Below are 24,770 nucleotides of genomic sequence, written 5' to 3' on the forward strand. Positions count from 1 at the left end.
ACTTCTGTCGTAGTCTCTGTGATGTAGTTCCGTTTGTCAGCTTGATCTACATAATAAACATGGACATTGTATTTACCATCCTCATTTTTATGGTCTGAGGCTTTGATGGTTGCTCGGTAGCTGCCATCACTTTGACGGACTGCTTTGTGCCATACTAGATCATCTTGCCAGTTCTTGTCTGACCAGGTTGGGATCAAGACTTCCTTCAAGCCATTTGGAGCTACTATATTGCGAATTACTGCATCAAACGTGCCTGTTTCAACATTATTATTTTCAATTGTTAAAGTACCACTTGGTTTTACGTGGTGTACTTCTGTCGTAGTCTCTGTGATGTAGTTCCGTTTGTCAGCTTGATCTACATAATAAACATGGACATTGTATTTACCATCCTCATTTTTATGGTCTGAGGCTTTGATGGTTGCTCGGTAGCTGCCATCACTTTGACGGACTGCTTTGTGCCATACTAGATCATCTTGCCAGTTCTTGTCTGACCAGGTTGGGATCAAGACTTCCTTCAAGCCATTTGGAGCTACTATATTGCGAATTACTGCATCAAACGTGCCTGTTTCAACATTATTATTTTCAATTGTTAAAGTACCACTTGGTTTTACGTGGTGTACTTCTGTCGTAGTCTCTGTGATGTAGTTCCGTTTGTCAGCTTGATCTACATAATAAACATGGACATTGTATTTACCATCCTCATTTTTATGGTCTGAGGCTTTGATGGTTGCTCGGTAGCTGCCGTCACTTTGACGGACTGCTTTGTGCCATACTAGATCATCTTGCCAGTTCTTGTCGGACCAAGTTGGAACCAAGACTTCCTTCAAGCCATTTGGAGCTACTACATTGCGAATTACTGCATCAAACGTGCCTGTTTCAACATTATTATTTTCAATTGTTAGCGTGCCACTTGGCTTCTCTACTTTCTCAACCGGCAAACTATTATCTTCTGATTCTACCACTCGTGCGCGTGCGCCATATGGAGCGCGACTAGCTACCACAGCTGGTGCTGGATGCTCTGTTGCACCCTTCTCGCTAGTGACCTGCTCAGAAGACGGGGTATCACTAATAGTTGGTGTGATAGGTGCTGTCTCTGTTAGAACGGTATTTTCTGTCTGAACACCTTTCTCAACTCCCACTCCTTCGTTCACAGTATTCTGCGCTTCTGATGAAGTTATTGTTTTTGCAACGACAGCTGATGTATTTTCTGGTGTTTGATCGGACGCCTGTTGCTCATCGGCTTTGACTTGTTGTGTCGAAAAAGCTAACAAAACAGCTGTCCCAGCATAAAAAATAAGATCTTTCTTTTTCATGTATCTTCCCTTGCATTTTTTTATACGGATTCTACCCACATAGTAGTATTATAGCACAAACCGTCAGATCACGAAACAACTTCATTAGAAGATTTCATACTTAATCTAAAGAAAAAAGAAGGCCAATTTGGCCTTCTGATCAGCTTACGCAAAAATTGAGAAGAAAGGTGCTCCGAGCTTGTTATCCATCGGATCCTTACTCTTAATAGAGTGAAGATAATTGATGGAGTACCAGCCGTTGTTGCCGCTATTATATGGATCGCGTACATAGGTTCTACCATTATCATAGCCATGCAAGACCAACTCATGGGTATAAGGATCGCTAGTAAATTGGCTATTGCCTACCGCAGCAAGTACATGCTTGCCAGCCATGAGGGCTTCTGCAATACCTCCAGCTCCGTTAACCAATTGACTCTTCAAGCCCCAGTTACGAGTAGCAGATACAATCCCATCTGCATCCGTTCCTGCTTCACCTTTGTTAAATGAATCAGTATTGTTGTAAAGATAATCAGCCACTGTTGTTGGCAAAATCGTTCTGCCAAGGATATCTGTGAAGGTCATAGCAAGAGAGGTTGGCACACAACCTGACTGATCGACATTGCTCACACCATACCACTTCCCAGCCCAACGAGGGTCTCGTTGAGAATAATAGGTTGTTTGTGGATTCACCTTTTGATTCCGTGGAGACAAGGCCGTTTGACCCAGGTTAAAACCTTCAACTCCTCCATCTTTGTAGTCCACATAGACGTGAGTCGTGTAGTTGCCTGCTTCATTACCGTGATTATTGGCAGAGACTGTGATCTCTGTGTGCATACCTGTTGGGGTTGCGGAATACCAGTAAAGATTTTCTTGATGAGCTTTAGACCAAGCAGCGACACGAATGTTCTTAATCTGACGACCTTGAGGCGCTTGATCTACAGCTACTGTATAAGTCCCGTTCGTTGCATTGACATTCTTGATAGACGCTTGGGTTTTGGTCATGGCATTTCTAACTTCCACATCTGTGGTTGTTGTACCAACACCAATCCGAGAACCATCATTTTGGATGTAATAAAGGTGAACATGGTATTTTCCAGTTGAGTTCTTGTGGTCACTCGCTTTGACAGATACCTTGTAATCTCCGTTCGCTTGACGAGTCGCTTCATACCAACGGATATCATCTTGACCGTCCTTATCAGACCAAGTTGGGACTTGAACAGTTCGTACGCCTTTAGGGCTGTAGACATCCTTGATAATGACGTCAAAGGTCCCTGTATCCTTGTTGTTATTTTGGATTAAGAGAGTACCAGAACGACGGGCTTGACGCACTTCTGTAGTAGATTCTGTGATATAACTCCGTTTGTTATTTTGATCTACATAGTAAACATGGACATTGTATTTGCCATCATCATTTTTATGATCTGAGGCTTTGATGGTAGCTCGGTAGCTGCCGTCACTTTGACGAACTGCTTTATGCCAGACTAAATCATCTTGCCAGTTCTTATCTGACCAAGTTGGAATCAAGACTTCTTTCAATCCGTTTGGAGCTACTACATTACGAACAACCGCATCAAAGGTACCTGTCTCGGTATTATTGTTCTCAATAGTCAACGTACCACTTGGTTTTACGTGGTGCACTTCTGTATTAGTTTCTGTGATGTAGTGTCGTTTGTCAGTTTGGTCCACATAGTAAACATGGACATTGTACTTACCATCATCATTTTTATGATCTGAGGCTTTGATGGTAGCTCGGTAGCTGCCGTCACTTTGACGAACTGCTTTATGCCAGACTAAATCATCTTGCCAGTTCTTATCCGACCAAGTTGGAATCAAGACTTCTTTCAGCCCATTTGGAGATACTACATTACGAACAACCGCATCAAAGGTACCTGTCTCGGTATTATTGTTCTCAATAGTTAACGTACCACTTGGTTTCACGTCGTGCACTTCTGTAGTAGTCTTCGTGATATATGTAGTGGCTTCTGTAATGTAGTTTCGTTGGTTAGTTTGATCCACATAGTAGACATGGACATGGTACTTACCATCATCATTTTTATGATCTGAGGCTTTGATGGTCGCACGGTAGCTACCGTCGCTTTGACGAACTGCTTTATGCCATACCAGGTCATCTTGCCAGTTCTTATCTGACCAAGTTGGAATCAAGACTTCTTTCAATCCGTTTGGAGCTACTACATTACGAACAACCGCATCAAAGGTACCTGTCTCGGTATTATTGTTCTCAATAGTTAACGTACCACTTGGTTTCACGTCGTGCACTTCTGTAGTAGTCTTCGTGATATATGTAGTGGTTTCTGTGATGTAGTTTCGTTTGTCAGCTTGATCTACATAATAAACATGGACATGGTACTTACCATTCTCATTTTTATGATCTGAAGCTTTGATGGTTGCACGGTAGCTTCCGTCACTTTGACGGACTGCTTTGTGCCATACTAGATCATCTTGCCAGTTCTTGTCGGACCAAGTTGGAACCAAGACTTCCTTCAAGCCATTTGGAGCTACTACATTGCGAATTACTGCATCAAACGTGCCTGTTTCAACATTATTATTTTCAATTGTTAAAGTGCCACTTGGCTTTAAATCCTCTGGACGTTTCCCAATATAAACATTTGTCGTTGTTCTACCCACACCCGTCATTTGTCCATTATTCTGAACATAGTAAAGGTGAACATTGTAAAGACCGGTTGAGTTTTTATGGTCCGCTGCTTTTACATTGACGGTATAGGTCCCATTTGCTTGACGATTGGCGGTATACCAAACAAGGTCATCTTGACCACCTGTTTCTGACCAGATTGGTACAGAAACGGTTCGAACTCCATTTGGCGCCTTAACATTTGAGATGACAACGTCAAAGCGTCCCGCCATGGTATCGTTATTAACAATGTCAATCTTCCCACTTAAGCTGCCTTCTGTCGGGTCTGCTGCAGGTTTTGCGTTCGCTGTGAAGCGACCTGTATAGTCCACACTGTGGTCAAAGAGGTGTTTTCCTGGAAGCAATTCCGCTTGAGAAGTGAACTGCCACGCGCCAGCTTTCCCATTGTAACGCAAGCTTTTCGCATCGTTTACAGACAGTTTTGGAGAAGGGTATTGGGCAACCCAGAAATTCTGAAGGCCAAATTGAGCGGTGTTGACAGGACCTTTCTTGCGGAGGTTGTTTTCATCCAACCAGCTGGCACTGGTGTAGAACATCAAGTTGGTGTAGCCATTTTTACGCATTTCGTCAGCCCAAGCTTGGGTGGTGCGGTTAATGTTTGGCTGCATCTTGGCATCCTCAAAGTCATTGACCATGAGGGTGTTCTTTGGAAGATTCAATCGTTGCGCCGCTGCGATATAGAACCGTGCTTCTGCACGCGCTGCTTCTTCAGAAGTATAGCGAGAGAAGTGGTAGGTCGATACTTGTAGACCAGCTGCTTGCGCATTGCGAATTTGGTTTTCCGCATTCGGGTTCTTGTACCAAGTATCTTCTGTCAATTTGACAACGACACCACCCACGCCTTTATTAGCTAGGGTACGGTAGTCGCCAATACTAATATCTCCGTTGTGGCTACTCACATCAACGAATGATTTTGGCTGAACCGCTACATCCGTCGAGCGACCAGCAGGGGCGTGAGCACCTGTGTTAAAGAAGGTCGTCCTTCCTGTATCAGACGGAAGAGGAGTTTCATCTTTCTCAGTAGTCGATGCTTCCGTAGTCTTCTCTACAGATGAGGTCACACTTTCTGAAGCAGTGGTCTTGCTTACAGGTCCCACAGCTGGTTCGGTTACATTTGCTGGTGCAGCATAGTTACTTGCGACAGGCGCTGCAGTCTGATCAGCAACCGTTACTTCTGGCGCTTTTTCAGCTTGGACTTGGTTGCCTTCAGTAGTAGTGGCCTCATTTGAAACCAGCTCATCTGCACTGACTCCCTGAGCAGATACAGCCATCAAGACTGCCGCTCCGGCATAAAAAATAAGATCTTTCTTTTTCATATAAACTTCCCTTTATACAAATTTTATACGTTAATCATTTTACCACACGGTTTCAGCGATGAAAAGTTTTATACGGCGAATTTTTAAAATTAGTGATATTTTTTGAAAAACTAAAAAAAGAAGTCCGTCTGACTTCTTTTGCTATTAAACTATTATTCATATCACAAATAAATTATTTACTACGATCGGCAGTTATTAAAAATTTAATTAGAAAAAGAATTACATCTGATATAAATCCTGTTTCATTATCAAAATCATTCTTTTTGCAACTGTGTCCCACGAATATTCTGCTTTATAATAATCTTGTTTCATCTGAACATTTCTAAAGAAACTTTCATCTTTTATTAGATTATACATTTTATCAGCTAGAACCTGTGGATTTTCCTCTTCAGCGGGTATTAATAATCCTGTTTCATTATTTTGAATTAGATTTGGCATTTCCATTAAATTACGTCCAATACATGGTAAACCATAGCAAAGAGCTTCAACAAATACAATTCCAAATGCTTCAAATCGAGAAGGTAAAACAAATACATCACAAAGATTATAATAATATTGCACATTACCAGCTGGTAGATTCCCTAAAAAATAAACATTCGGATTGTTAAATTCCATAGGAGCATCTGAGGGGCCTATAATGTACAACTCTGCCTCTGGCATGAGATTATTTTGCAAATAAACAAAAGCATTATAAACAAGATCTCCACCTTTACGCAAAAAATCTTTGCCAATAAATAAAAATTTATTACGTTCCTTATGTGAGTTCTCAAATAATAGGTTATCCATATTTGTTCCCGCTCCCACATAATGAACTTTCTCAGCTGGAAGCCCTTGTTGAGCTATTAGATAATCTGAAAACCATTTACTCATAGTAAATATTCCAGTGGCTTGATTATAAAATCCTTCCTGTTTTCTCATTCGACTATCTAGAATATCTGCCGAGACGTTTTGAAAACCACTATATTTGAACGATTGACTATTGTTTTGAGAACTCTCTATCAAATAATGAAGATTCAAGTCTTGATAGATATAAACTGGATTATCAGGAAAAGATAAAGGAAACTCATCAAATGTAAGACAAATATCCTTTGGAGAGAGATGAACTTGATTTTCAGCATATTTAATATACGTCATGTTCATATCAGATTTTCTAATACCTAAACGAACAAGCAATTTGTGCACATTCATTCTAAAAGTATAGAAAATATTCTGTTCCTCAACAATCTCGTATTTTCCTAAATACTTTTTAATATTAGTTATTGTACCAGACCAATCCCAGGTCAATTGTTCTTTGTTATGAATAATTCTTGGAATTACAATCTTCAAACTAACCCCTCCTAAATTTATGTTTAGCTATATTTAAAATATGATCTAACAATGGATTTTTTAAAAGTTTGAGCTCTAATAAATAGATGATTAAGCTTACTAAAGTAATGCTAAAAATTAAAAGAAGTGAATTAGTTACGAATAACTTAAACCCAAAACCAATGACTATTATTGAAAAGAAACCTAGTAAAGCTTGAACTAAGTTCTGTCTCCAGAGTACAAAATTAATGTACTTCCCGCTTTCTCTTACAACCAGAAAGTTATATAAAACAATAAAAAATTCTGATGCAATCGTTGCTACTGCAGCACCATTCTGATAAAATACTGGAATTAAAAGAAGACTAATTCCGATATTTACAACAATTCCATATAGAGCTCCTGTTAAGTTTACAGCTTCACGTCCGATAGGTATATTAAGCCCATACGTTAATATACCACCAAATATGGCTCCAATTAAACTAATTGCTAATAATTGCAATGTTAAAGTGGCATCAATAAATTTTATTCCACCTAAAAATAAAATAATCTCCCTAGATAGGACAATAAGACCCGCACTCATTGGAATTAAGATTAGAGTTACCACTGAAAGTATTTGAGTATAACTTTTTTTAAATTCGTCAAGTTTCTGTTCTCCAAACAAATGTGACAACCTAGGTATTGTAACAGAATAGATTGAAGCTAATAAATTTTTTAATATTGTGTACACTCTGGCTGCAACAGCATACAATCCAACGTAATATGCTCCTTTGAACCACTCTAATATTAGCATATCAGAATTAGCATAGATACTAATTACTAGACCACCAGAAAACAAGACGATAATTGGCTTAAAATGCTTTACTAAATCAAGTCTCCAAACAAGTGAGAGTTTTAAATACTTTCTACAATAGATTAAATTTAAAATACAAGATATCCCTGAACCAATTACTGAGATAAAGGTATATAAATATAAATCGCTAGCTGTTTTAACAAGAACAAACATCAATATCAAAGATAAGATTTGTATAATGATACTTCTAATCGTAATATAAAGGAAATCCTCAAAAAGAACGTTTATCCAGTCCACTCCGAGTGTTGTAAAAACAATTGTTAGACTTTGAATACAAATCAGAATTTGGTATTCTCTATTCGGAATAAATAAGCATACAACTAGTACTAACAACAGATAGGATACTATCGTCGATAAAATATTTATAGTAAAAATTTGATTACCTAAATGACTTAATTTCTTAGAATCAGATCTAATACGACCTCCTTCCCTAATAGCATAAGTAGAAATCCCAAGAGCAGCAACTAAAGAAAAGTAACCTACAATAGAAGCTGTATAATTAATTTTTCCTAGGTTCTCCACACCTAATATTCTACTGATATAGGGATATGTGATTAAAGGGAATATAATTGAAAGTGCTGTTTTAAATAAATTTAAAGCAGCATTCACTCCCATTTTTTTAGTCATCTATTAACTCTCCATCTCTGTTTAATTTTGCAGATTCATTATTGATAATAACTAGTGTCAACGTTAACGCAATAATCCGGGGTTTATCAATATATGACATGATTGGAAGGCTCATCAGAAAACTAATCAGTAGGCCTGTTATTAATACGTTGGAACTACGTTTCTTTACCCACGTCATAATTAATTTTATAGTCAAAAGGATATACCATACAAAACCTGGCACTCCCAAAGAACCTAATGTTCCAAATATCCCGATATCATCATAATTAAAGTAACCATCAGGCCCTTTTATAAAATAATATAAAGAAGTGCCCTTTTCCGGAGTGTGCAATCCTAAACCAAACGGATAAGTAAAAATTTTATTAAAATAATATTCTATTGCACCTGTTCGAGCGAAAGAGGATCCAGTATTATCCGAAATACTATCAGATATTGAACTAAATCTATTTGAAATAATGAATAAACCCACCGTCCCTAAAATAAGAGTCCATAATAATGAAGAAAGAGTTAGTCTACTCCTATTGTAAATGAAATACATTGAAAGAATGACTATTAGTACAGTCACCAAATAGTATCTCGATTGATCGACATAAAAAATAGCAACCAACATCAATAATAAACTAACTATATCAAAAAATGATTTTTTAAAATGATTTGCAATAATTTTCCATGCCACCAATATGACAAATACCCGAATAAGTCCCTCAAAAACACTGTAAATACGTAAAGGTACTGTTAAATTATAAAGATAACTTATAGGAATAATCTCTTCAATTTTCAAAAACAATGTTTGCAAGCCATGATATCTGTATACTTGCATAACAAATAATATCGATACTATTGAAATGGTTATTTGACCGATTTTAACAAAAAGCTTATAGTTACTTTCTGTCTTAAATATCTCGCAGAGAGGAAAATAAAGGAGTAAAATTGAATAAGGAAGAACATCCCACAATACTTGCGTAATCGAGTAGTCAAATAAATACATTGACACAAGTGAATTAAAAAACAGAATTAGAAAAAAGATTAGGATATAATTTCCAAAAATACCTAGTTTAAGGTTCCCTTTATTATAGATAAAGTATGCCAGAAATAATATTAAAGAATAGAATGCAACTCCTAATTTATTACTGGCCGCCCCTCCCAGTAAATTTGGCCAACTTACTAAATAAAAACCTCTGAATTCAATCAAGAAAAATAGCAAAAATAGAAAAAGATATTTATTAAATTTCAATGTTTTTTCTCCTTGAAATACGTTCCATCCAATATTTTTTTCAATCGATATATCTTTTTACATAAGAAGTAGGACATATCAGATATTTTCAAAGAAAGTTTAGATGCTCCTCTATATTCTCTGTAATAGTATTTTTTTGATACACGGCCAATTTTCTCTGATTCAGGATTATGCGCCCCTCTATGATAATGATAAATTGTCCATTCAGGATAGAAATAAGTCATATATCCCTTATTCCTCATTCTTTCACTTAAAATCATTTCTTCACAATAAAGAAAAATATTTTCATCAAATCCTGATACAGCTTCAAAAGCATTTCTAGAAACAAACATAAAGCTACCACTAACCCATCCAGTCTCACCCTCAGGAGCAGTGTAATCAATATCAATCCATTTATGTATCTTACTATCAAACCACTGCCTATTATAATCCTGAAGGATCATCTCTTCTACAAAATTCATCCGCTTACGAGGGCTTTGAATATCTCCTTGAGGAGTGAGAATTTTAGGACCAACTATACCTACTGGATTATCACTCGTTTCAATGATAGTTTTACATTCTTCCAACTGTAAGCCATTAGGAAACTCTAAATCATTGTTTGAAAAAACTAGATATGGTGTATCAAAGTTCTGAATTGCAAATTTGGCACCTAAATTATTGCCTTTAGAATATCCACCATTTTCATTGGAATCAATTATATAAATAGTCCTTTGTGACATTTCAAAAGAATAGACTTTTTTCCCATTAAAAGTAGAGGAAAGGAATTCAACTTTAGAATCTTGTAAGAATTGTTTTCCTAATTCTTCCGCACTGTTATCTACGATAATATAATGGACATCATTCCCTACATATATATCAATAAACTTTTTTATATAATCTACTGTGTCACTCATTGATTTGTAATCAGTAATAATTAATGAGTACATAGAATCTCCTTTGTATTACTTCGCCAGTTTCTGATAGATTGTTCGTAACTTTCTAGCGCTATCCTCTATATCAAATCCAGCTTCTTTTGTTTTTTCTGCGGAACCATATGGAAGACGTTTATAACTCATAGAGATGATAAAATCCGACCACTTTTCAACACCATCAGATAATGATAATCTATAAAAGTTAGAATTAACCGAAGCTGACTCTGGAACAACAGAGCTCACCACACAAGGCAATCCAGATGTTTGTGCTTCAATATTCACAATTCCAAATCCTTCATAAAGAGAAGGTAACAAAAAAACATCCATTGCTTGTAAATATTGTGCCGGTTGCTCCTGTTTTCCAAGTAATAGAACCCTTCCTGATTTTATTTCTTCATCTAGCTTCTTTTCTATACTAGCTCGTTCCTCACCGTCACCAATCCATATAAAATAAAAATTAGGTGCCTTTGAAAAAAGAGTTTGTATTAGGCTAACCATAAACTCAGGATTTTTTTCATATGACAACCTTCCGATAGTACCTAAAACGATAGCCTCCATTGGAATATTTAGGTTTTCTCGCACGTTTTGCCTTAACTCTTCATTATATAAAAAATCATTGATTATAATACCATTTTTTATAATCGCCACATCAGACAAATCAGTATCGCCATACAAATAATCCGCTGCTTCAAGTGAGCAGGCCAACTTATAATCAACAAGAAAATTAACTATCTTTTTTGCCGTTAACATTTTTAATCTGCCAACAAAACCATTACCACGAGTAGAGGAAGTAGTGTGAGCATGAAGCACTATTTTAGCACCTGAAAGCTTTGACAGAATGATATTAAACAGTCCCTCGATAGCATCATCTGCGTTAATATGAACAATATCGTACTTTTCTTTTTTTAAAATAGAGTAGATATTTCTTAGTCTTTTTATTTTACTTGAAGCTTCCTTGATATGTTGAACCTGTCCCCCGTTTTCTTCAATCACTCGATGAAAACTAGGATTCTTCAATTTTCCAATAGCCAAAAAGTCAACTTGAAAGTCGTCTGTTAAGGGACGAGTCAAGTTATAGGCTATTACAGACCTACCTCCTGCTCCGAAATTGTCTGCGCCCATTTGTAAAATTTTAGTTTTCATCTATTTACTCCAGTAACTAATACGTTGAATCACAATTCAAATTGAGACTTGTCAGGATAACGATTAGACAATATCTTAGAAAATTTCTCCAAGTCATTTTCTGTCATTGCCATATCATCATTAACACAAAGTAATTTTGTCTTTTTTTTCGATAATAATTTAGGAAGCTCATTAACAGCGGTAATTGAAATTGATTTTCCAAAATTCTTACTAGATGGTTGAAAATCATTACTTTCAATTTGCCAGTAACATAATAGATAATGATTTATATCCGTATTATAGTCTCTAAATTTATGTTTAGATGTTTGAACAAAAATGTCTTCTTCTACATTCCATAAATGAATTAGTGTACTCTTTTTTATTGGAACTGGTGTGTGCTGATTATAGTACCCAGTTATCCCCCAAGGAAATAACAAGATATTTTTCAAAACCAATTGACCATATTTAAAATTGAAAAACTTGAACGGCGATTGTTTCAAGGCTTTTTTATTTGGAAAATGTCTATATAGAACTTCTACATTATTAAAATAAACTTTTGAAAAAGATGACCACGGAACCAAGGCTTCATAAACAGCTAATAGCCTTGGTTGCCCGTTGACAAAAAAGTCATTAGGCTTAACATCTTGAATCAAATACATGTCATCATTAAAAAAAACAAAGTTCTCTGATAAACCTTCAATGCGGTGTAAATTCAACTCAATTGCAGCAGAATTAAATGTTGGTAAATATTCCTCAGGCATAAAATCGCTATGCCTAACCCATTTTAGTTTAGGATGATTTACATTTAACCATTTCGGTCTTTGACCGTTAGTAATAAGATAAATATTATTTACCCACGGCGCATGCTTCTCTACCATCCGAAACCAATAATTGAATGTCCCATAATCTCTATAACGGTGCAGATTATCTCCATCATTATCAATCTGGAAACTATTAGACGTATATTTATTTTTTTCTCTAATGAAATCAGGATCATTGCCATCAACCCAAAGTACAACAAAATCAATTTTTTCTTCCATGTTAAATTACCTATAAAATAATTGTTTATCTGGTCTAGCTATATAAAATTTTTAGTTAAAAGTACATCATTCCGATACAACAAAAAAGAAGAATGACCAATAATATTATGTTACTTTTCTTTATTAAATAAAATAGTCCAAACTTCATTTGCCAACCTTTATCTATGGATCTCAGAATGATTTCCTAAAATAACATCGAAAAACGTTTTGTATACTGAAGGCTAACTTTAACACTTTAAGTCTGAACAGCACATATTTTAACTTATTTGGTTGGTCTTTCATTTGAGAAAGAGAAACACTGTTTTTTAGTAATTCTTGTTTCACTTCATCAGTAATGTCTATATATTTTTTATCTAATTTAGATTTATACAAACTAGCTAACAAATGAATCAATCCATTCACATAATATAGTTGAGAGATATACAACTCTGCTTGATTTAATTGCGAACGTATAAAACCTGAATAAAACATTTCTTTATAAAACCCAAACATATCACTAAATTTCTTCTCATTCCATGACTGCGTAATAGAATCAGGATTATCAATTAGATAATGATAGTACTTTTGATTTGTCGCGTAGACCTTCTTAGCTGAAAGAAAGAGCTTGTAATTTGTACCAAGATCCTCATAGTATTTTCCTTTAGGAAATAAGATGTTATTATCTATAAATAAAGATTTTCGATAGATTTTGTCATTAGCAAAACCAGTAATATAACTATGCTTCAGCATTTGCACAAAAGCATCTTTACCTTCAAACACTTGAGTCACTTCTGGTTCTGAAACTATAGCATCTTCTTCACCCTTCACAAATTCACGATTAAAAGAAATAATATCAAACTTCTGGGATTCAAGGACTTCCGCTAATGCCATAAAGGCATCTGGTTCAAGCCAATCATCTGAGTCAGGAAAATAAACATATTCTCCTTTGGCCTGAGAAATACCCGTATTCCGAGCTTCCGAAAGCCCGCCATTCTCCTTATGAATAACTGATATAAAGTCATACGCTTTCACATAGTCATCACAAATTTGAGGCGAACGATCAGTACTTCCGTCATCAACAAGTAAAATGTCATAATTCTTCCATTCTTGAAGAAGGATACTCTCAATACAACGGTTTAAATATTTTTCGACATTATAAACTGGAATAACGACGGTTAAAAGTGGTTTCATCAATTCTTTACCTAAATTTTTATTCTACTCTTAATCTTCTCTTCTCTGATCTAAATGACTTACAACATTCAATAGTATATGGTAAATCTTTAAACAGTTTTGATACAATCCTTTTTTCAGCAAATTTGATTATTTAGTATTTCTTATACAACTCCGAAAAATTACGAATATAACTTTGTAATGAGAAGAGTTCTTTTTGGCGTTTAACAGAGGCCTTGCCAAATTGCTCTCTCTTCTCAGTGTTATCAGCTAATTCTTGGATGGCCTTAGACAATTCTACAGGCTGATTTGGTGTAGCGAGAAGGCCGTTTTCGCCCTCCTTGACCATCTCACAGACACCACCATGACGGTAGCCGGCTACAGGTTTGCCACAAGCCATGGCTTCTAGGACAACTGTTGGCAGTGGATCTGGATTTGTACTTGGCAAGACAAAGATATCAAACATATTATAGAGTTCTGTCGTCTTGCTATAATAGTCAATTCGCTTGATTTGGCTAGCTGCTGGTGAGTCTGAAATAGCTTTTTCCAACTCATCCACGCGCCACTCTTCCCCCTCAAATGCACTCCCTGCTAAAAAGGCTACTGCTTTTGAATTGGCCTGTAAGATTGGCGTCACAGCTTCTAGGAAGTCGCCTTGCCCTTTCCAGGCATTCACTCGACCAACCATACCGATAACCAAGGCATCCTGTGCGATCCCAAATTGATCACGGACAGCGCTAGCATCGATTTCATGATAGACAGCATTGTCGACCCCATTATAGATAACTTGAACCTGGTCATCTTTTACAAAACGAGACTGCTTGACGTGGTTGGCTACAGCATTTGAAACGGTCACAATGGTATCCGCATAGCGCCCCATCAAAAAGTTGATGAAATCAGAAATCGCTTTTGGTTTGACGATAATTTCATGGACATGCCAAATCAAAGGAAGTTTTAACTTCCGCTTGAGGTAAATCCCTTCCAGTACTGCAGTCGTATTGTTGTGAATAAGGGTAATGCCATTCTCTTTAGCGTATTGAGCAATTTGTTTGGAGTAACGGTTATAAGAACCAAAGTACTCAAGGATTCCTTTTGGATTAAAATATTTGCGACGCAAGATTGGATAGTCGATGACTTTAACCTTAGCACCGACCTCTTCCAATGCACCAACTAAGACACCATCATTGGGTAAGATAACGTGTGCCTCAAAAGCATCTTTATCCAAACCCTTAATAAGCTCCAACAACACCTTGTCAGCACCATACATTTCGGCACCAGCATGGAGATATAATATTTTCTGCATTTCTAACCTTTAAATACTTTCTCGTAGTCTGTGACAATCTTTTCCCAAGTGAAGGCTTCTGCGATCCGTCGGCTTGATTTCTCATTGAGGTCTGCGATGGCTTGAGCGTCCAATTGTTCAGCCTGATCAATGACATGTGCCAATTGATCTTTCTTCCAATAAAGAGCCCCCTCTTCACCGACTTCTCGGTTGAAACCAACATCTAACAAGAGGTTGAGTTTAGTAGACTCGAGCGCCTCAAGAAGAGATGGATTGGTCCCGCCTACCTCATGACCATGGAAATAAGCAAAAGCATTCTCACGAATGTATTTAAGTAATTCTTGATCATAGACAGTCCCCACAAACTTCACTCGAGGATCTTGATCAAATCCTGTATCCTTGCGTAACTGTTCATAGAACTTGTTTTGCTCTACATTAGTAATCAGGACAAAATCTTTTTTGGAATTGGACTGCATAAAGCCACGAATCATGGCCTCATAGTTATTTTCAGGTACAAAACGTCCCACAACAAGATAGTAATCTCCTTCGGAGACTTGCTTGTCTGCAAACCAAGTCCCTACTTTATCGTCTTCTTTACTCAGGATAGACTTGCTTGTATCCGTTCCATAGGCAATATAGGTCGTCTGTGGCTGATACTTAGCGTAATCCTTCTGAATATAAGCCTCGATATTCTTGCTATCACAGATTAACAGGTCGGCATGTTTAACCATGAGTTGTTCCGAAAACTTCCAGTACTTACGGACTGGGAGACTCCATTTCGCGCGAAGCCATTCATGACCATCTGGATTGACCATAAGGGTCCCACCGATCGCCTTGATTTTCTTTTTAATTTTTGAGATAAAAGGACCAATCCGGCAAGCCAAGACATAGAAGATCGGAGCTTGATCCTTATTTTCTTTTGCGATTTCAATAGCCTTATTGAGAGCCGCAATATCATAAGCAATGGCACGCGCAGGACCGATATTAGGGACGTCAATATTGTAACAGATTGCTCCATTATGCTCGAAAGTATCTGCAGTAATTCCTGATTTTGCTGAATTCTCCCGCATACAAGCTACATAATACTGGATATTTTTATCTTGTTGGAATTCTGTCAACTTCTCAACAAAGGTCTCAAAACCACCATATTTTGCTGGAATACCTTTGGAACCAACGATATAAATTGATTGTGTCATTTTTCTCCTAACATGGAAAGGACGAAGTAGGCAGTCTCCTACTTCGCTCCTTCTTTTCTAAGTACAACCTTCACGGTCTTGAGCAGGATCTGAATGTCTCTCCAGATCGTCCAATCATCCATGTACGCAACGTCCAGTTTGACCACTTCGTCAAAGTCTGTAATCTCACTGCGTCCGCTCACTTGCCAAAGGCCTGTAATGCCTGGTTTGAAGCTGAGTCGGCGTTTTTGGGCTGGCGTATACTCTTGGTATTCATCAACCGTTGGAGGACGAGTCCCGACCAGACTCATGTCTCCGATCAAAACATTGTAAAATTGTGGCAATTCATCGAGACTGGTCTTACGGATAAAGCGTCCGATTGGCGTTACCCGCGGATCATTTTCCATCTTGAACATGCCACCTGTCATGGTATTTTGTGCCATGAGATCTTTTTTAATCTCTTCGGCATCCACCCGCATGGAGCGGAATTTATAGAAGTTGAAATACCGTCCGTTCTTTCCGACCCGTTTTTGTACAAAGAAGGCAGGTCCGCCATCCTTACGAATCAGAGGGACTAAGACGATACTCACTAGGCCACAAATCAAGAGACCAAAGAGGGCTCCTGCAATGTCCAAGAGACGTTTGGCAAATACGTGGCTCGGTTTGTAGAAATTGGTTGAGAAAGTGACGACACTTAGTCCCCCGACTTCTCGAACCCGTTTATTACCTAAGGACGCGAAGTTAAAGGCATTGAGATTAACCGATACATCGATCCCCATACTCTCAAACTCCGAGACGAAGTCACTAATATTGTAGTCCTCACTTGGCAGATTGATAAACACTTCATCCACCACTTCCTTGGTCACAAAGTTTATCATTTGATCTGGCTGCACCACCCGTACACCTGAATGAGCAAAATCAGTATCGTCCATGACAGTGACACCGATTAGTTCTCCATGATAAAGGCTGGGCGAATGCAGAATATCAAACACTTTTTCCATCCGACTGGTCGCTGTGATCAGGAAAATCTTTCTCGAGCTTTTCCGCCGTGGTGAAACAGACTTTCGGTATCTCTTGAGCAAGATATCCATGACATAGACAGAAAACGTATTCAAAAGAAAGAAGTAGATCATCCCCCGACGAGAGATGGAAAAGACCCCATCGAGCATAAAAGAGGTAAAGGTGATCCCAACAGCGAAAAACACACTGTATTTCAAGACCTGAAAGAGCTCATCCAGGTAACCCCTGCTATAAAAACGATAGGCAATATTGCTAATGTAAAAGGATACAAAATGTAAGAGATAGAGAATGGCGATCGTCTGTGACGTGTATTCTGCATCCTTAAAAAGACTCACAATGTAAGCCGAAAATAGGACAGCTAAACTTTGAAAGAGAACAATATTTAGTTTTTCCAGTTCGATTCTTTCTTCTCCCATTTTCCCTCAATCCTATTCTTTACTTTTTCCCATACTCTCCGTAGGCTCCGTATCCTCCATACGAACCATACTCAGCAGCTTTAATGTTAAATTTATTGAGCACTACTCCCAAGAAAGGGGTGCCTGTTTGTTCTAATTGGTCCTTAGCTTTTTGGACAGCCTTGCGTCCATTGGCCCCAGATTCTGTGATCAAGACAGTTCCATCACAGCGTTGAGCAATAATGGCCGCATCAATCACGACCCCAATTGGAGGAGTGTCGACAATGATATAGTCAAAATGCTCACGCAGGGCATCCATCATCACGGTGAAGTTCTTGCTTTGCAAGAGACCTGTTGGGTTAGGAGCTACCTGACCAGACTCGATGATATCCAAGTTTGGAAAATCAGTCGCATACAAGATTTGGTCCAATTGGCTACGACCAGATAAGAAGTCGGTCAACCCTTGAATCTTATCCCTGCTACGGAAAACCCCTGTCATGACAGAGTTCCGGATGTCACAGTCGACCAAGAGGGTCTTGTAACCCGCACGCGCAAAGGCAACGGCCAAGTTGGTTGAAGTGGTTGATTTCCCTTCATTTTCTTGAACAGATGAGATGGCGATGACTTTCAAGTCCACCCCACTCAATTGGATATTCGTCGCTAGGGCATTGAAGTACTCTTCTGCCTTCCGAATTTCTTGTAATTTATTTTTTGAAATTTCTAACGTATTCATGCGATCCCCAGTCTACAGTTTCTTAATATCTGGCACAATACCAAGCAAGGTTAAGCCCATCAACTCTTCGATATCTTCTGGTCTCTTGACACGATCGTCCAAGACTTCTACTACGACCATGAGAACCACCATCAAACCAGCTCCTGCAATAAAGCCAAGAAGGACATTGCGTCGGATATTTGGTGAAGAAGGTGATTGAGGCACTTCTGCTTCATCCAAGGTCGTAACATCTGACACCTTGGTCACAGAAATGATCTTTTCAGCTGCTACATTTCGAAGGCCATTGGCAATGCGGGCCGCTTCTTTTGGATCTCCGTCCTTAGCCGTGATCGAAAGGATACGAGTATCTGTCGGAACGGATACACTGATCTTTTTCGACAACTCACCAGGTGTCATATCGAGTTTCAATTCTTCGATGGCTTGGCTCAAGACATTTTGAGAAAGAATGATCTCACGGTAGTCCTTAACCAAGTAAGAACCCGCCTGCAAATCAGAGTTTGTCAAGGCATTGTTGTCTTGGTTTTGACGACTGACCACGTAGATCCGGCTAGTACTTTGGTATTCTTTCTTGGCTAAAAAGGCACTGTAGCCAAATGCTGCGATGGCAAAGACAAGAGCGACCAAAACGATCGAAAACTTGCGTTTCCATAGGGTCTTCAGCATAGCGAAAACATCAATTTCCACTGCTTGATTTTCTTGATTGTTCATTTCCTAATTACTCCTTCATGTGGATCTCTCCACCTGTTTCCTGGTTAGATTAATTCATCCGCTAACAAGAGTTCTTGATTGCTGACAAAGAGAGCTTGTGCTCGTCGTTCTCCGTATTCTTCCTTGATCAAGCGATAGGCTTCCGCCATATAAGGCGGTCGTTTATCCACATTGTGCATATCGCTGGCAACAAAGTGGACCAAGTCTTTTTCTAAAAAGTACCGAGCTCGTTTTTTCAGTTGTTTTTGCTCATCCCCAAAGAGGCGAGGCTTGAGAACGCTGGAACTATTGATCTGCATGTAGCAGCCCATGTCAATCATCTCTTGCACACGCTCCTCATTTTTCTCCAAGCACTTGTAGCGCTCGATATGGGCCACCACCGGTGTGACGCCTAGATGGAGCAAACGGTCCAAGGCGGTATGAATCTCCTTGTAAGGTGTTCCCATGCTGAATTCAATCAGCGCAAAGCGTGTCTCAGCTAAACGTGGAATGATCTTTTCATCCAGTTTTTTCAAGACATCATTCGTAAAGTAGATCTCTGCCCCGTAATGAATCGTTAAATCTGGCGCGACCTCTGCCGCAATTTTCTTCACCTCTTGAAAATTTTCAGAAATCTTTTCTTCGGAAGTTTCAAACATCCCCTTGCGACGATGAGAAGTGGAGATAATGGTCCGCACCCCTTGGCGATAGCTTTCTTCCAATAAGGCACGCGTATCTTCTCTTGTCTTTGGTCCATCATCCACATCAAAGACGATGTGCGAATGGATATCAATCATTTTTCTTTTCCTTCCATTACTTTTTGAATGGTTTCCTTAGCCTTGGTCAAGCTCGCTTGATCCAACTCCATGACATAGAGGTTGGATCCAGGCATGGCATAAGACGGCAAGTCATTTCGTCCTTGACCGGTGATCGCTTGGGAAGTCACCTCATAAGAACCACCCGATTCTAACTGGGTATTGATCAAGTTCATCATAGTTGGCAACTGCATATTGGTTTGGACAGAATCTTGGAGGTTTCCGATAATCTCGTTGTAGTTGCTTAAGACCTTAGTTGAGGTCAACTTTTTGATAATGGCCGCAATGACTTTTTCTTGGTTTTTCCCACGGTCATTGTCGCCGCCTTGAAGAGAGTAGCGTTCTCGAACAAAACCGAGTGCTTGCTCTGAATTCAAATGGACCTTACCAACTGGGAAATGGAACTTCCCGTGCAGGCTCGTGAATTCTTGGTCATTTTCCACATCGATTCCCCCTAGAAGGTCAATCAACTTGAGGAAGGACGTGAAATTCAGACGAACATAGTAGTTGAGCTTGATATCATAGAGATTCTCAAGGGTATGAATGGAAGCATCCACACCGTAGATCCCCGCATGGGTCAACTTATCATTTTGGTTATTGCCACCATCTGCGATTGGTACATAGGCATCCCGTGGTGTCGTTGTCAATAGGACTTGCTTAGTCTTCCGATTGACGGTCATGATGATATTGACATCTGAACGAGAAACCGAGGTTACTGGGCCATAGGTATCGATCCCGCTGACATAGATGTTAAAGACATCCGCATTGGCAGACACCTTGCTCGTCGCTGCCACTTCTTTTCGAATCTTGTAGGAATAGATTTTCTTCAACTTCTTCGCGTAGTCAGCATCTTCTGCAGCAATCGTATCTTCAAAGGTACTGTTGAGCACCATAGCAGAAGCATTCCCTTCTTGCAGGCTCTTATAGGCATCTAGATAAGTCGGTGCATCCACTACAGAAATTTCCTGACCCTTGGTCTTTTTGATATTGTCCAAGAGGGCCGTGAGATTGGCTTCATTATTGTTGCCCTTTGGTGCCACCACTTCCTTGATTTTTTTGATGTCTTTGATGTCACTGTCTTTCTTGACATAGACAGCCATCTCAAACTCTGTATAGTTAGAATGGCCATTGACATTGCTCGTCAGATTTAGCAGCTGTTGACTAGCAAACAAAACTCCTGAACTAGCCAATAAGCCGACAAGAAGCAGGACCAAAGTTGTCTTTTTGGCCTGATTTTTGATCACAAACCAAGCTGATAAGAGCAAGAGAACAGCTAGTAGTACCATCACGAGAACATTAACATAGCGAAAAGCCAAGATGTTATTGGCCAACATGGTATAGGTCGCCCAACTCGCGGTCATAAGCAAAAAAATAAGCAATACGGAATTAACGATTCGCAATTGCCCCCACTTATGCTCTGAACGACGACTCCGTCTCCTTTGTGACATAAATACCTCCAATTAGTCCTAATTATATTTATTGTAACATATTTTTAGCAAAAAATGCATTAATTATCACTTTTTTGTCCATTATGGACATTCGGAAAGTAAGCGCTTTCTAAAATAAGCAAAATCCCTTGTATACTTATGCAGAGAATCCAAAAAACCGGGTGAAACACCCGGTTTTTGAAGATCCTACAAAAGATCATCCCGCTTGACTTGCTCAAAACTTTCCTTGCCATCATTGAGCTTGTCCCAGATGACAACCTTTCCTTCTTTCAATGATTTTTGAACATCAATAATCCGCTGGTTGGAAGACCCACGGAACTGCAACATGAGGTTGCGCTTGCTTTTATCATACCGTCCATCGACCAGGATATCAATCAGCGACAAGAGCTCCAGTTTATCAGGCGTTTCTAACATCATTTCTTCCCAAGTGTAGCCCGTCCAAGACCAGATGTCTTTTCCCGGCAATTCTTTCCGAATACGTTTTACAAGGGGTAAAAGAATACCTGTATTAAGAAATGGCTCTCCTCCTAGCAAGGTTAAACCTTGGACATAGGGTTGGGCAAGATCTTCCATGATCTGCTCTTCTAACTCTTTGGTATAGGGAATTCCTGCATTAAAGGACCAGGTCGCTACATTGTAACAACCCTCACAGTGAAACATACAGCCAGCCACATAAAGGGAGTTGCGCACTCCTTCGCCATCGACAAAGTTAAAGGCCTTGTAGTCGATGATGCGTCCTTGACTCAGTTCCTCACTCTTCCACTCTCCTGGTTTTGGTGTATTCCATGTCATCCTTCTAGTCCACCTCTATCCAATACCGCTCCGTTCCATTTCGAACATCCTCAAATTGACCGCCATTAGCTAAGATAACAGCTCGGCTGGCGGGATTTTCCGTGCTACAAGTCACAAGCGCTCGTTTGATATTCTTTTCCATAGCAACTTGCAGACCTTGACGGAGGGCTTCCTTGGCGTAGCCCTTTCCTCTTTCGGAAGGACGGATGGAGTAGCCAATGTGGCCAGCATGATTCAGCAATCCCTCATTCAGTCTCAATCGCAGATTCAAAAATCCTAGAGCACGACCTACATCATCAAATGATACAAATTGAATAGAAGGAACACGATTTTCTGGCAATCCTATTCCCATTTCTTTATTATGGTTAGTTTCCAACCACTCCTCATAATCAAAGTTCTCAGCATCCCAAAAGCCACCGTCATGAGCCGATTGGGTCTCTTCAAACTCTGCCATCATCTCTAAAACTGTTTCTTTATCTGCCAATGTTGGCCTGCGTAGTATCATCTTTACCTCCAACTAAGAGAAAAGCGAGAGCGGACTCTCACTTTTTCTTATTTTTATTTAAAAATTGTTCTCTCAAGCTTGCTACTCGGTCTTTTTTATTGACTCCACCTGTTGAATGCTTCTCGTGGAATCGTTGCACCTGAGCCTTGCCCTTATCATCTAATTGGTATTTTCCCATAATGTCCTTTTCTAATCTGTCACTTGGTGTCCAGATGATTTGATGGTGGATCCATTCATGTGTTTGACACGCGCAGCGATTTCCTTGTGACGGCCATTGACCATGGGACGAGCTTGAGGGTTTCCTAGATAACCACAGGTCCGTTTGACCACATCGACCGTTTTCGGATCGCTATTGCCACAGTTTGGACAAGCAAATCCGCGCTCAGTCGGCGTGAAATCTCCTTCAAAATCACACTTGTAACAACGGTCAATCGGCGTATTAGTCCCGAGATAACCGACCCGGTCATAGGCATAATCCCAAACCGCTTCCAGGGCTTTTGGATTTTGTTGGAGCACAGGGTATTCACAATAGTGGATAAAGCCACCAGAAGCCCCAGCTTCAGGATAAACTTTTTCAAAATCCAACTTCTCAAATGGCGTTGGGTTCTTTCGAACATCGTAGTGGAAACTATTGGTGTAGTATTCCTTGTCTGTGATATCCGGAACCTTACCAAATTTCTCCGTATCCAGGCGACAGAAGCGGTCTGTCAAGCTTTCTGACGGTGTCGAATAAATAGAGAAGTGATAATCATACTGGTCAGACCATTCTTCCACTCGCGCTTTCATATCCTTGATGATATCGATCGTGAATTGTTTGGCTTCTGGATTGTGTTCCCAATTTGGACCATAAAAGACGGTAGCAACTTCATAGAGTCCGATATAGCCAAGAGAAACGGTTGCTCTGCGATGACGGAAGAGCTGATCTACCTGGTCATATTTGCCCAAGCGTTTCCCGAAAGCGCCATATTGGTAAAGAATCGGTGCATTAGCTGGCGTTGCTTCTTTGGTGCGTTCCACCCGGTAAACCAAGGCATCCTCAGCGATGTTCATCCGTTCATTAAAGATTTGCCAGAATTTCTCCTTATCTCCGCCAGATTCCAAGGCAATTCGAGGTAAATTGACCGTCACGACTCCAAGATTCATCCGGCCAGAATTGACTTCCACACCATTCTCGTCCTTCCAACCTTGAAGGAAAGAGCGACATCCCATGGGCACCTTGAAGGAGCCTGTCAATTCGACAATCTTGTCATAAGAGAGGACATCTGGATACATGCGTTTCGTAGCACATTCCAAGGCCAATTGCTTGATATCATAGTTAGGCGTTCCAGGCTCTAGGTTGAGTCCCCGCTTGAGGGTAAAGATTAATTTTGGAAAGATGGCTGTCCGATGTTCCGATCCAAGACCCTTAATCCGAATTCCCAGAATCGCCTTTTGGATTTCCCGTTCGAAGCGATTGGTTCCAAGACCAAAGCCCAGCGAAGTAAAGGGCGTTTGCCCATTTGAGGTAAAGAGGGTATTGATCTCGTACTCCAAAGACTGCATGGCATCATAGATATCTTTTTTCGTTTTTTGCCAAGCATAGTCCTCACGTTTTTCAGGAAGAACCCACTCCTCAGCATCTTTCAAGTGCTTCTCATAATTCTTTTCTGCATAAGGAGCTAAGACCTCGTCGATCCGGTCAGCTGAGCAACCCCCATACTGACTAGAGGCCACATTGGCAATAATCTGCGAGATTTGTGCCGTTGCAGTTTGGATAGACTTAGGACTTTCTACTTCTGCATTCCCGATCTTAAAGCCATTTCTGAGCATGCCTTCAAAATCGATCAAACAGCAGTTGGTCATCGGTGTATAAGGGCTATAGTCCAAATCATGGTAGTGGATGTCCCCTTTTTGGTGGGCATTGGCTACGTGTTTGGGCAACATTTTAAGACCAATAGACTTACCAACGATCCCTGCCGTCAAGTCCCGTTGCGTGTTAAAGACATCACTGTCCTTATTGGCGTTTTCATTGACGACGGCTTGGTCCTTATTGAGGAGTTTGCCAATCGTAAAGTTGATATCCGTCGCTTTTGAGCGCTCAAAATCCCGCTGGGTGCGATAAGTAATGTAGCTCTCTGCAATCGCATATTCATTAGCTTGAAGCAATTCATGCTCGACGACATTTTGAATCTCATAGATCTTCACGCCATTTGGAAAACGTTCCAAAATCTCTGCGATCACACGATCGACAATGGCTTCTAGTTTGGCTTCCATCACGGGAGTGAGAGAAGTCACTTCTTCTGTCGCCTTCAACAAGGCTTTATAAATTTTTTCAACATCGAATGGAACACGACGGCCATCTCGTTTTTCAACAAAAATATCCGGGGCTATTCTCAGTTTTTCTTCTCTCAAGGTGATCATA

The 24,770-nt window shown here is 39.6% G+C and carries 20 protein-coding genes; all 20 read right to left on the minus strand.

Going from position 1 to position 24,770, the window contains the following annotated elements:
- The coding region (locus ACVC7Q_RS07060) for a GBS Bsp-like repeat-containing protein (protein ID WP_447265358.1) at window positions 1-1,313 on the minus strand (1,313 nt) is incomplete at its 3' end.
- Window positions 1,314-1,457: 144 nt separating this feature from the next.
- The gene (locus tag ACVC7Q_RS07065; protein ID WP_447265359.1) at window positions 1,458-5,279 is read right to left on the minus strand and encodes a GBS Bsp-like repeat-containing protein; all 3,822 of its coding nucleotides are present in this window, start codon (window positions 5,277-5,279) and stop codon (window positions 1,458-1,460) included.
- Window positions 5,280-5,498: 219 nt separating this feature from the next.
- The gene (locus ACVC7Q_RS07070) at window positions 5,499-6,605 is read right to left on the minus strand and encodes a glycosyltransferase family 4 protein (RefSeq protein WP_447265360.1); all 1,107 of its coding nucleotides are present in this window, start codon (window positions 6,603-6,605) and stop codon (window positions 5,499-5,501) included.
- 1 nt (window position 6,606) lies between these two features.
- Window positions 6,607-8,061, minus strand: a complete 1,455-nt coding sequence (locus tag ACVC7Q_RS07075) for a flippase (RefSeq protein WP_447265361.1) — start codon at window positions 8,059-8,061, stop codon at window positions 6,607-6,609.
- Window positions 8,054-9,295: a hypothetical protein gene (locus ACVC7Q_RS07080; protein ID WP_447265362.1), complete on the minus strand. Its 1,242-nt coding sequence runs from the start codon at window positions 9,293-9,295 to the stop codon at window positions 8,054-8,056. Before ACVC7Q_RS07080 ends, ACVC7Q_RS07075 begins: the two co-directional genes overlap by 8 nt.
- Complete coding sequence (locus ACVC7Q_RS07085; protein ID WP_447265363.1) at window positions 9,292-10,221, minus strand: glycosyltransferase family 2 protein; 930 nt, start codon at window positions 10,219-10,221, stop codon at window positions 9,292-9,294. The genes ACVC7Q_RS07080 and ACVC7Q_RS07085 overlap by 4 nt, the downstream gene beginning before the upstream one ends.
- Before the next feature lie 15 nt (window positions 10,222-10,236).
- Window positions 10,237-11,349: a glycosyltransferase gene (locus tag ACVC7Q_RS07090; protein WP_447265364.1), complete on the minus strand. Its 1,113-nt coding sequence runs from the start codon at window positions 11,347-11,349 to the stop codon at window positions 10,237-10,239.
- A gap of 29 nt (window positions 11,350-11,378) precedes the next feature.
- Complete coding sequence (locus ACVC7Q_RS07095; RefSeq protein ID WP_447265365.1) at window positions 11,379-12,368, minus strand: stealth family protein; 990 nt, start codon at window positions 12,366-12,368, stop codon at window positions 11,379-11,381.
- A gap of 171 nt (window positions 12,369-12,539) precedes the next feature.
- Entirely contained in the window at window positions 12,540-13,538 is a 999-nt protein-coding gene (locus ACVC7Q_RS07100; protein ID WP_447265366.1) for a glycosyltransferase, read from the minus strand.
- Window positions 13,539-13,671: 133 nt separating this feature from the next.
- The gene (locus tag ACVC7Q_RS07105) at window positions 13,672-14,820 is read right to left on the minus strand and encodes a glycosyltransferase family 4 protein (RefSeq protein ID WP_447265367.1); all 1,149 of its coding nucleotides are present in this window, start codon (window positions 14,818-14,820) and stop codon (window positions 13,672-13,674) included.
- 2 nt (window positions 14,821-14,822) lie between these two features.
- On the minus strand, window positions 14,823-15,995 hold the full coding sequence (gene cps2T / locus ACVC7Q_RS07110) for a beta 1-4 rhamnosyltransferase Cps2T (RefSeq protein ID WP_447265368.1): 1,173 nt from the start codon (window positions 15,993-15,995) through the stop codon (window positions 14,823-14,825).
- Between the two features lie 38 nt (window positions 15,996-16,033).
- On the minus strand, window positions 16,034-17,410 hold the full coding sequence (locus tag ACVC7Q_RS07115; protein ID WP_447265369.1) for a sugar transferase: 1,377 nt from the start codon (window positions 17,408-17,410) through the stop codon (window positions 16,034-16,036).
- Window positions 17,411-17,429: 19 nt separating this feature from the next.
- Window positions 17,430-18,122 carry a tyrosine-protein kinase gene (locus ACVC7Q_RS07120; RefSeq protein WP_049484065.1) on the minus strand — a complete coding sequence of 231 codons (693 nt, stop codon included), beginning with the start codon at window positions 18,120-18,122 and terminating at the stop codon, window positions 17,430-17,432.
- Between the two features lie 12 nt (window positions 18,123-18,134).
- The gene (locus tag ACVC7Q_RS07125) at window positions 18,135-18,830 is read right to left on the minus strand and encodes a Wzz/FepE/Etk N-terminal domain-containing protein (RefSeq protein ID WP_045760015.1); all 696 of its coding nucleotides are present in this window, start codon (window positions 18,828-18,830) and stop codon (window positions 18,135-18,137) included.
- Between the two features lie 44 nt (window positions 18,831-18,874).
- On the minus strand, window positions 18,875-19,606 hold the full coding sequence (cps4B, locus tag ACVC7Q_RS07130) for a capsular polysaccharide biosynthesis protein Cps4B (RefSeq protein ID WP_447265370.1): 732 nt from the start codon (window positions 19,604-19,606) through the stop codon (window positions 18,875-18,877).
- Window positions 19,603-21,072: an LCP family glycopolymer transferase CpsA gene (cpsA, locus tag ACVC7Q_RS07135; protein WP_447265371.1), complete on the minus strand. Its 1,470-nt coding sequence runs from the start codon at window positions 21,070-21,072 to the stop codon at window positions 19,603-19,605. The genes cps4B and cpsA overlap by 4 nt, the downstream gene beginning before the upstream one ends.
- A 186-nt stretch (window positions 21,073-21,258) precedes the next feature.
- Window positions 21,259-21,864: an anaerobic ribonucleoside-triphosphate reductase activating protein gene (nrdG, locus tag ACVC7Q_RS07140; protein WP_134974283.1), complete on the minus strand. Its 606-nt coding sequence runs from the start codon at window positions 21,862-21,864 to the stop codon at window positions 21,259-21,261.
- Window positions 21,865-21,868: 4 nt separating this feature from the next.
- Window positions 21,869-22,369 (minus strand): GNAT family N-acetyltransferase, encoded by a 501-nt coding sequence (locus tag ACVC7Q_RS07145; RefSeq protein WP_447265372.1) that lies wholly within the window; start codon window positions 22,367-22,369, stop codon window positions 21,869-21,871.
- Between the two features lie 37 nt (window positions 22,370-22,406).
- A complete protein-coding gene (locus ACVC7Q_RS07150) occupies window positions 22,407-22,547 on the minus strand; it encodes a hypothetical protein (RefSeq protein ID WP_141754472.1) in 141 nt (46 codons plus the stop codon).
- Between the two features lie 11 nt (window positions 22,548-22,558).
- Window positions 22,559-24,769 carry an anaerobic ribonucleoside-triphosphate reductase gene (gene nrdD, locus ACVC7Q_RS07155; protein WP_447265440.1) on the minus strand — a complete coding sequence of 737 codons (2,211 nt, stop codon included), beginning with the start codon at window positions 24,767-24,769 and terminating at the stop codon, window positions 22,559-22,561.
- Between the last annotated feature and the right edge of the window lies 1 nt (window position 24,770).

Source organism: Streptococcus sp. W151 (genome assembly GCF_053010205.1).

Excerpts from the sequence above, each read along its gene's own strand:
- ACVC7Q_RS07065 (WP_447265359.1), bottom strand. The coding sequence starts at position 5,279 with ATGAAAAAGAAAGATCTTATTTTTTATGCCGGAGCGGCAGTCTTGATG.
- ACVC7Q_RS07075 (WP_447265361.1), bottom strand. The coding sequence starts at position 8,061 with ATGACTAAAAAAATGGGAGTGAATGCTGCTTTAAATTTATTTAAAACA.
- ACVC7Q_RS07085 (WP_447265363.1), bottom strand. The coding sequence starts at position 10,221 with ATGTACTCATTAATTATTACTGATTACAAATCAATGAGTGACACAGTA.
- ACVC7Q_RS07090 (WP_447265364.1), bottom strand. The coding sequence starts at position 11,349 with ATGAAAACTAAAATTTTACAAATGGGCGCAGACAATTTCGGAGCAGGA.
- ACVC7Q_RS07095 (WP_447265365.1), bottom strand. The coding sequence starts at position 12,368 with ATGGAAGAAAAAATTGATTTTGTTGTACTTTGGGTTGATGGCAATGAT.
- ACVC7Q_RS07100 (WP_447265366.1), bottom strand. The coding sequence starts at position 13,538 with ATGAAACCACTTTTAACCGTCGTTATTCCAGTTTATAATGTCGAAAAA.
- ACVC7Q_RS07105 (WP_447265367.1), bottom strand. The coding sequence starts at position 14,820 with ATGCAGAAAATATTATATCTCCATGCTGGTGCCGAAATGTATGGTGCT.
- cps2T (WP_447265368.1), bottom strand. The coding sequence starts at position 15,995 with ATGACACAATCAATTTATATCGTTGGTTCCAAAGGTATTCCAGCAAAA.
- ACVC7Q_RS07115 (WP_447265369.1), bottom strand. The coding sequence starts at position 17,410 with ATGGGAGAAGAAAGAATCGAACTGGAAAAACTAAATATTGTTCTCTTT.
- ACVC7Q_RS07120 (WP_049484065.1), bottom strand. The coding sequence starts at position 18,122 with ATGAATACGTTAGAAATTTCAAAAAATAAATTACAAGAAATTCGGAAG.
- ACVC7Q_RS07125 (WP_045760015.1), bottom strand. The coding sequence starts at position 18,830 with ATGAACAATCAAGAAAATCAAGCAGTGGAAATTGATGTTTTCGCTATG.
- cps4B (WP_447265370.1), bottom strand. The coding sequence starts at position 19,606 with ATGATTGATATCCATTCGCACATCGTCTTTGATGTGGATGATGGACCA.
- cpsA (WP_447265371.1), bottom strand. The coding sequence starts at position 21,072 with ATGTCACAAAGGAGACGGAGTCGTCGTTCAGAGCATAAGTGGGGGCAA.
- nrdG (WP_134974283.1), bottom strand. The coding sequence starts at position 21,864 with ATGACATGGAATACACCAAAACCAGGAGAGTGGAAGAGTGAGGAACTG.
- ACVC7Q_RS07145 (WP_447265372.1), bottom strand. The coding sequence starts at position 22,369 with ATGATACTACGCAGGCCAACATTGGCAGATAAAGAAACAGTTTTAGAG.
- ACVC7Q_RS07150 (WP_141754472.1), bottom strand. The coding sequence starts at position 22,547 with ATGGGAAAATACCAATTAGATGATAAGGGCAAGGCTCAGGTGCAACGA.
- nrdD (WP_447265440.1), bottom strand. The coding sequence starts at position 24,769 with ATGATCACCTTGAGAGAAGAAAAACTGAGAATAGCCCCGGATATTTTT.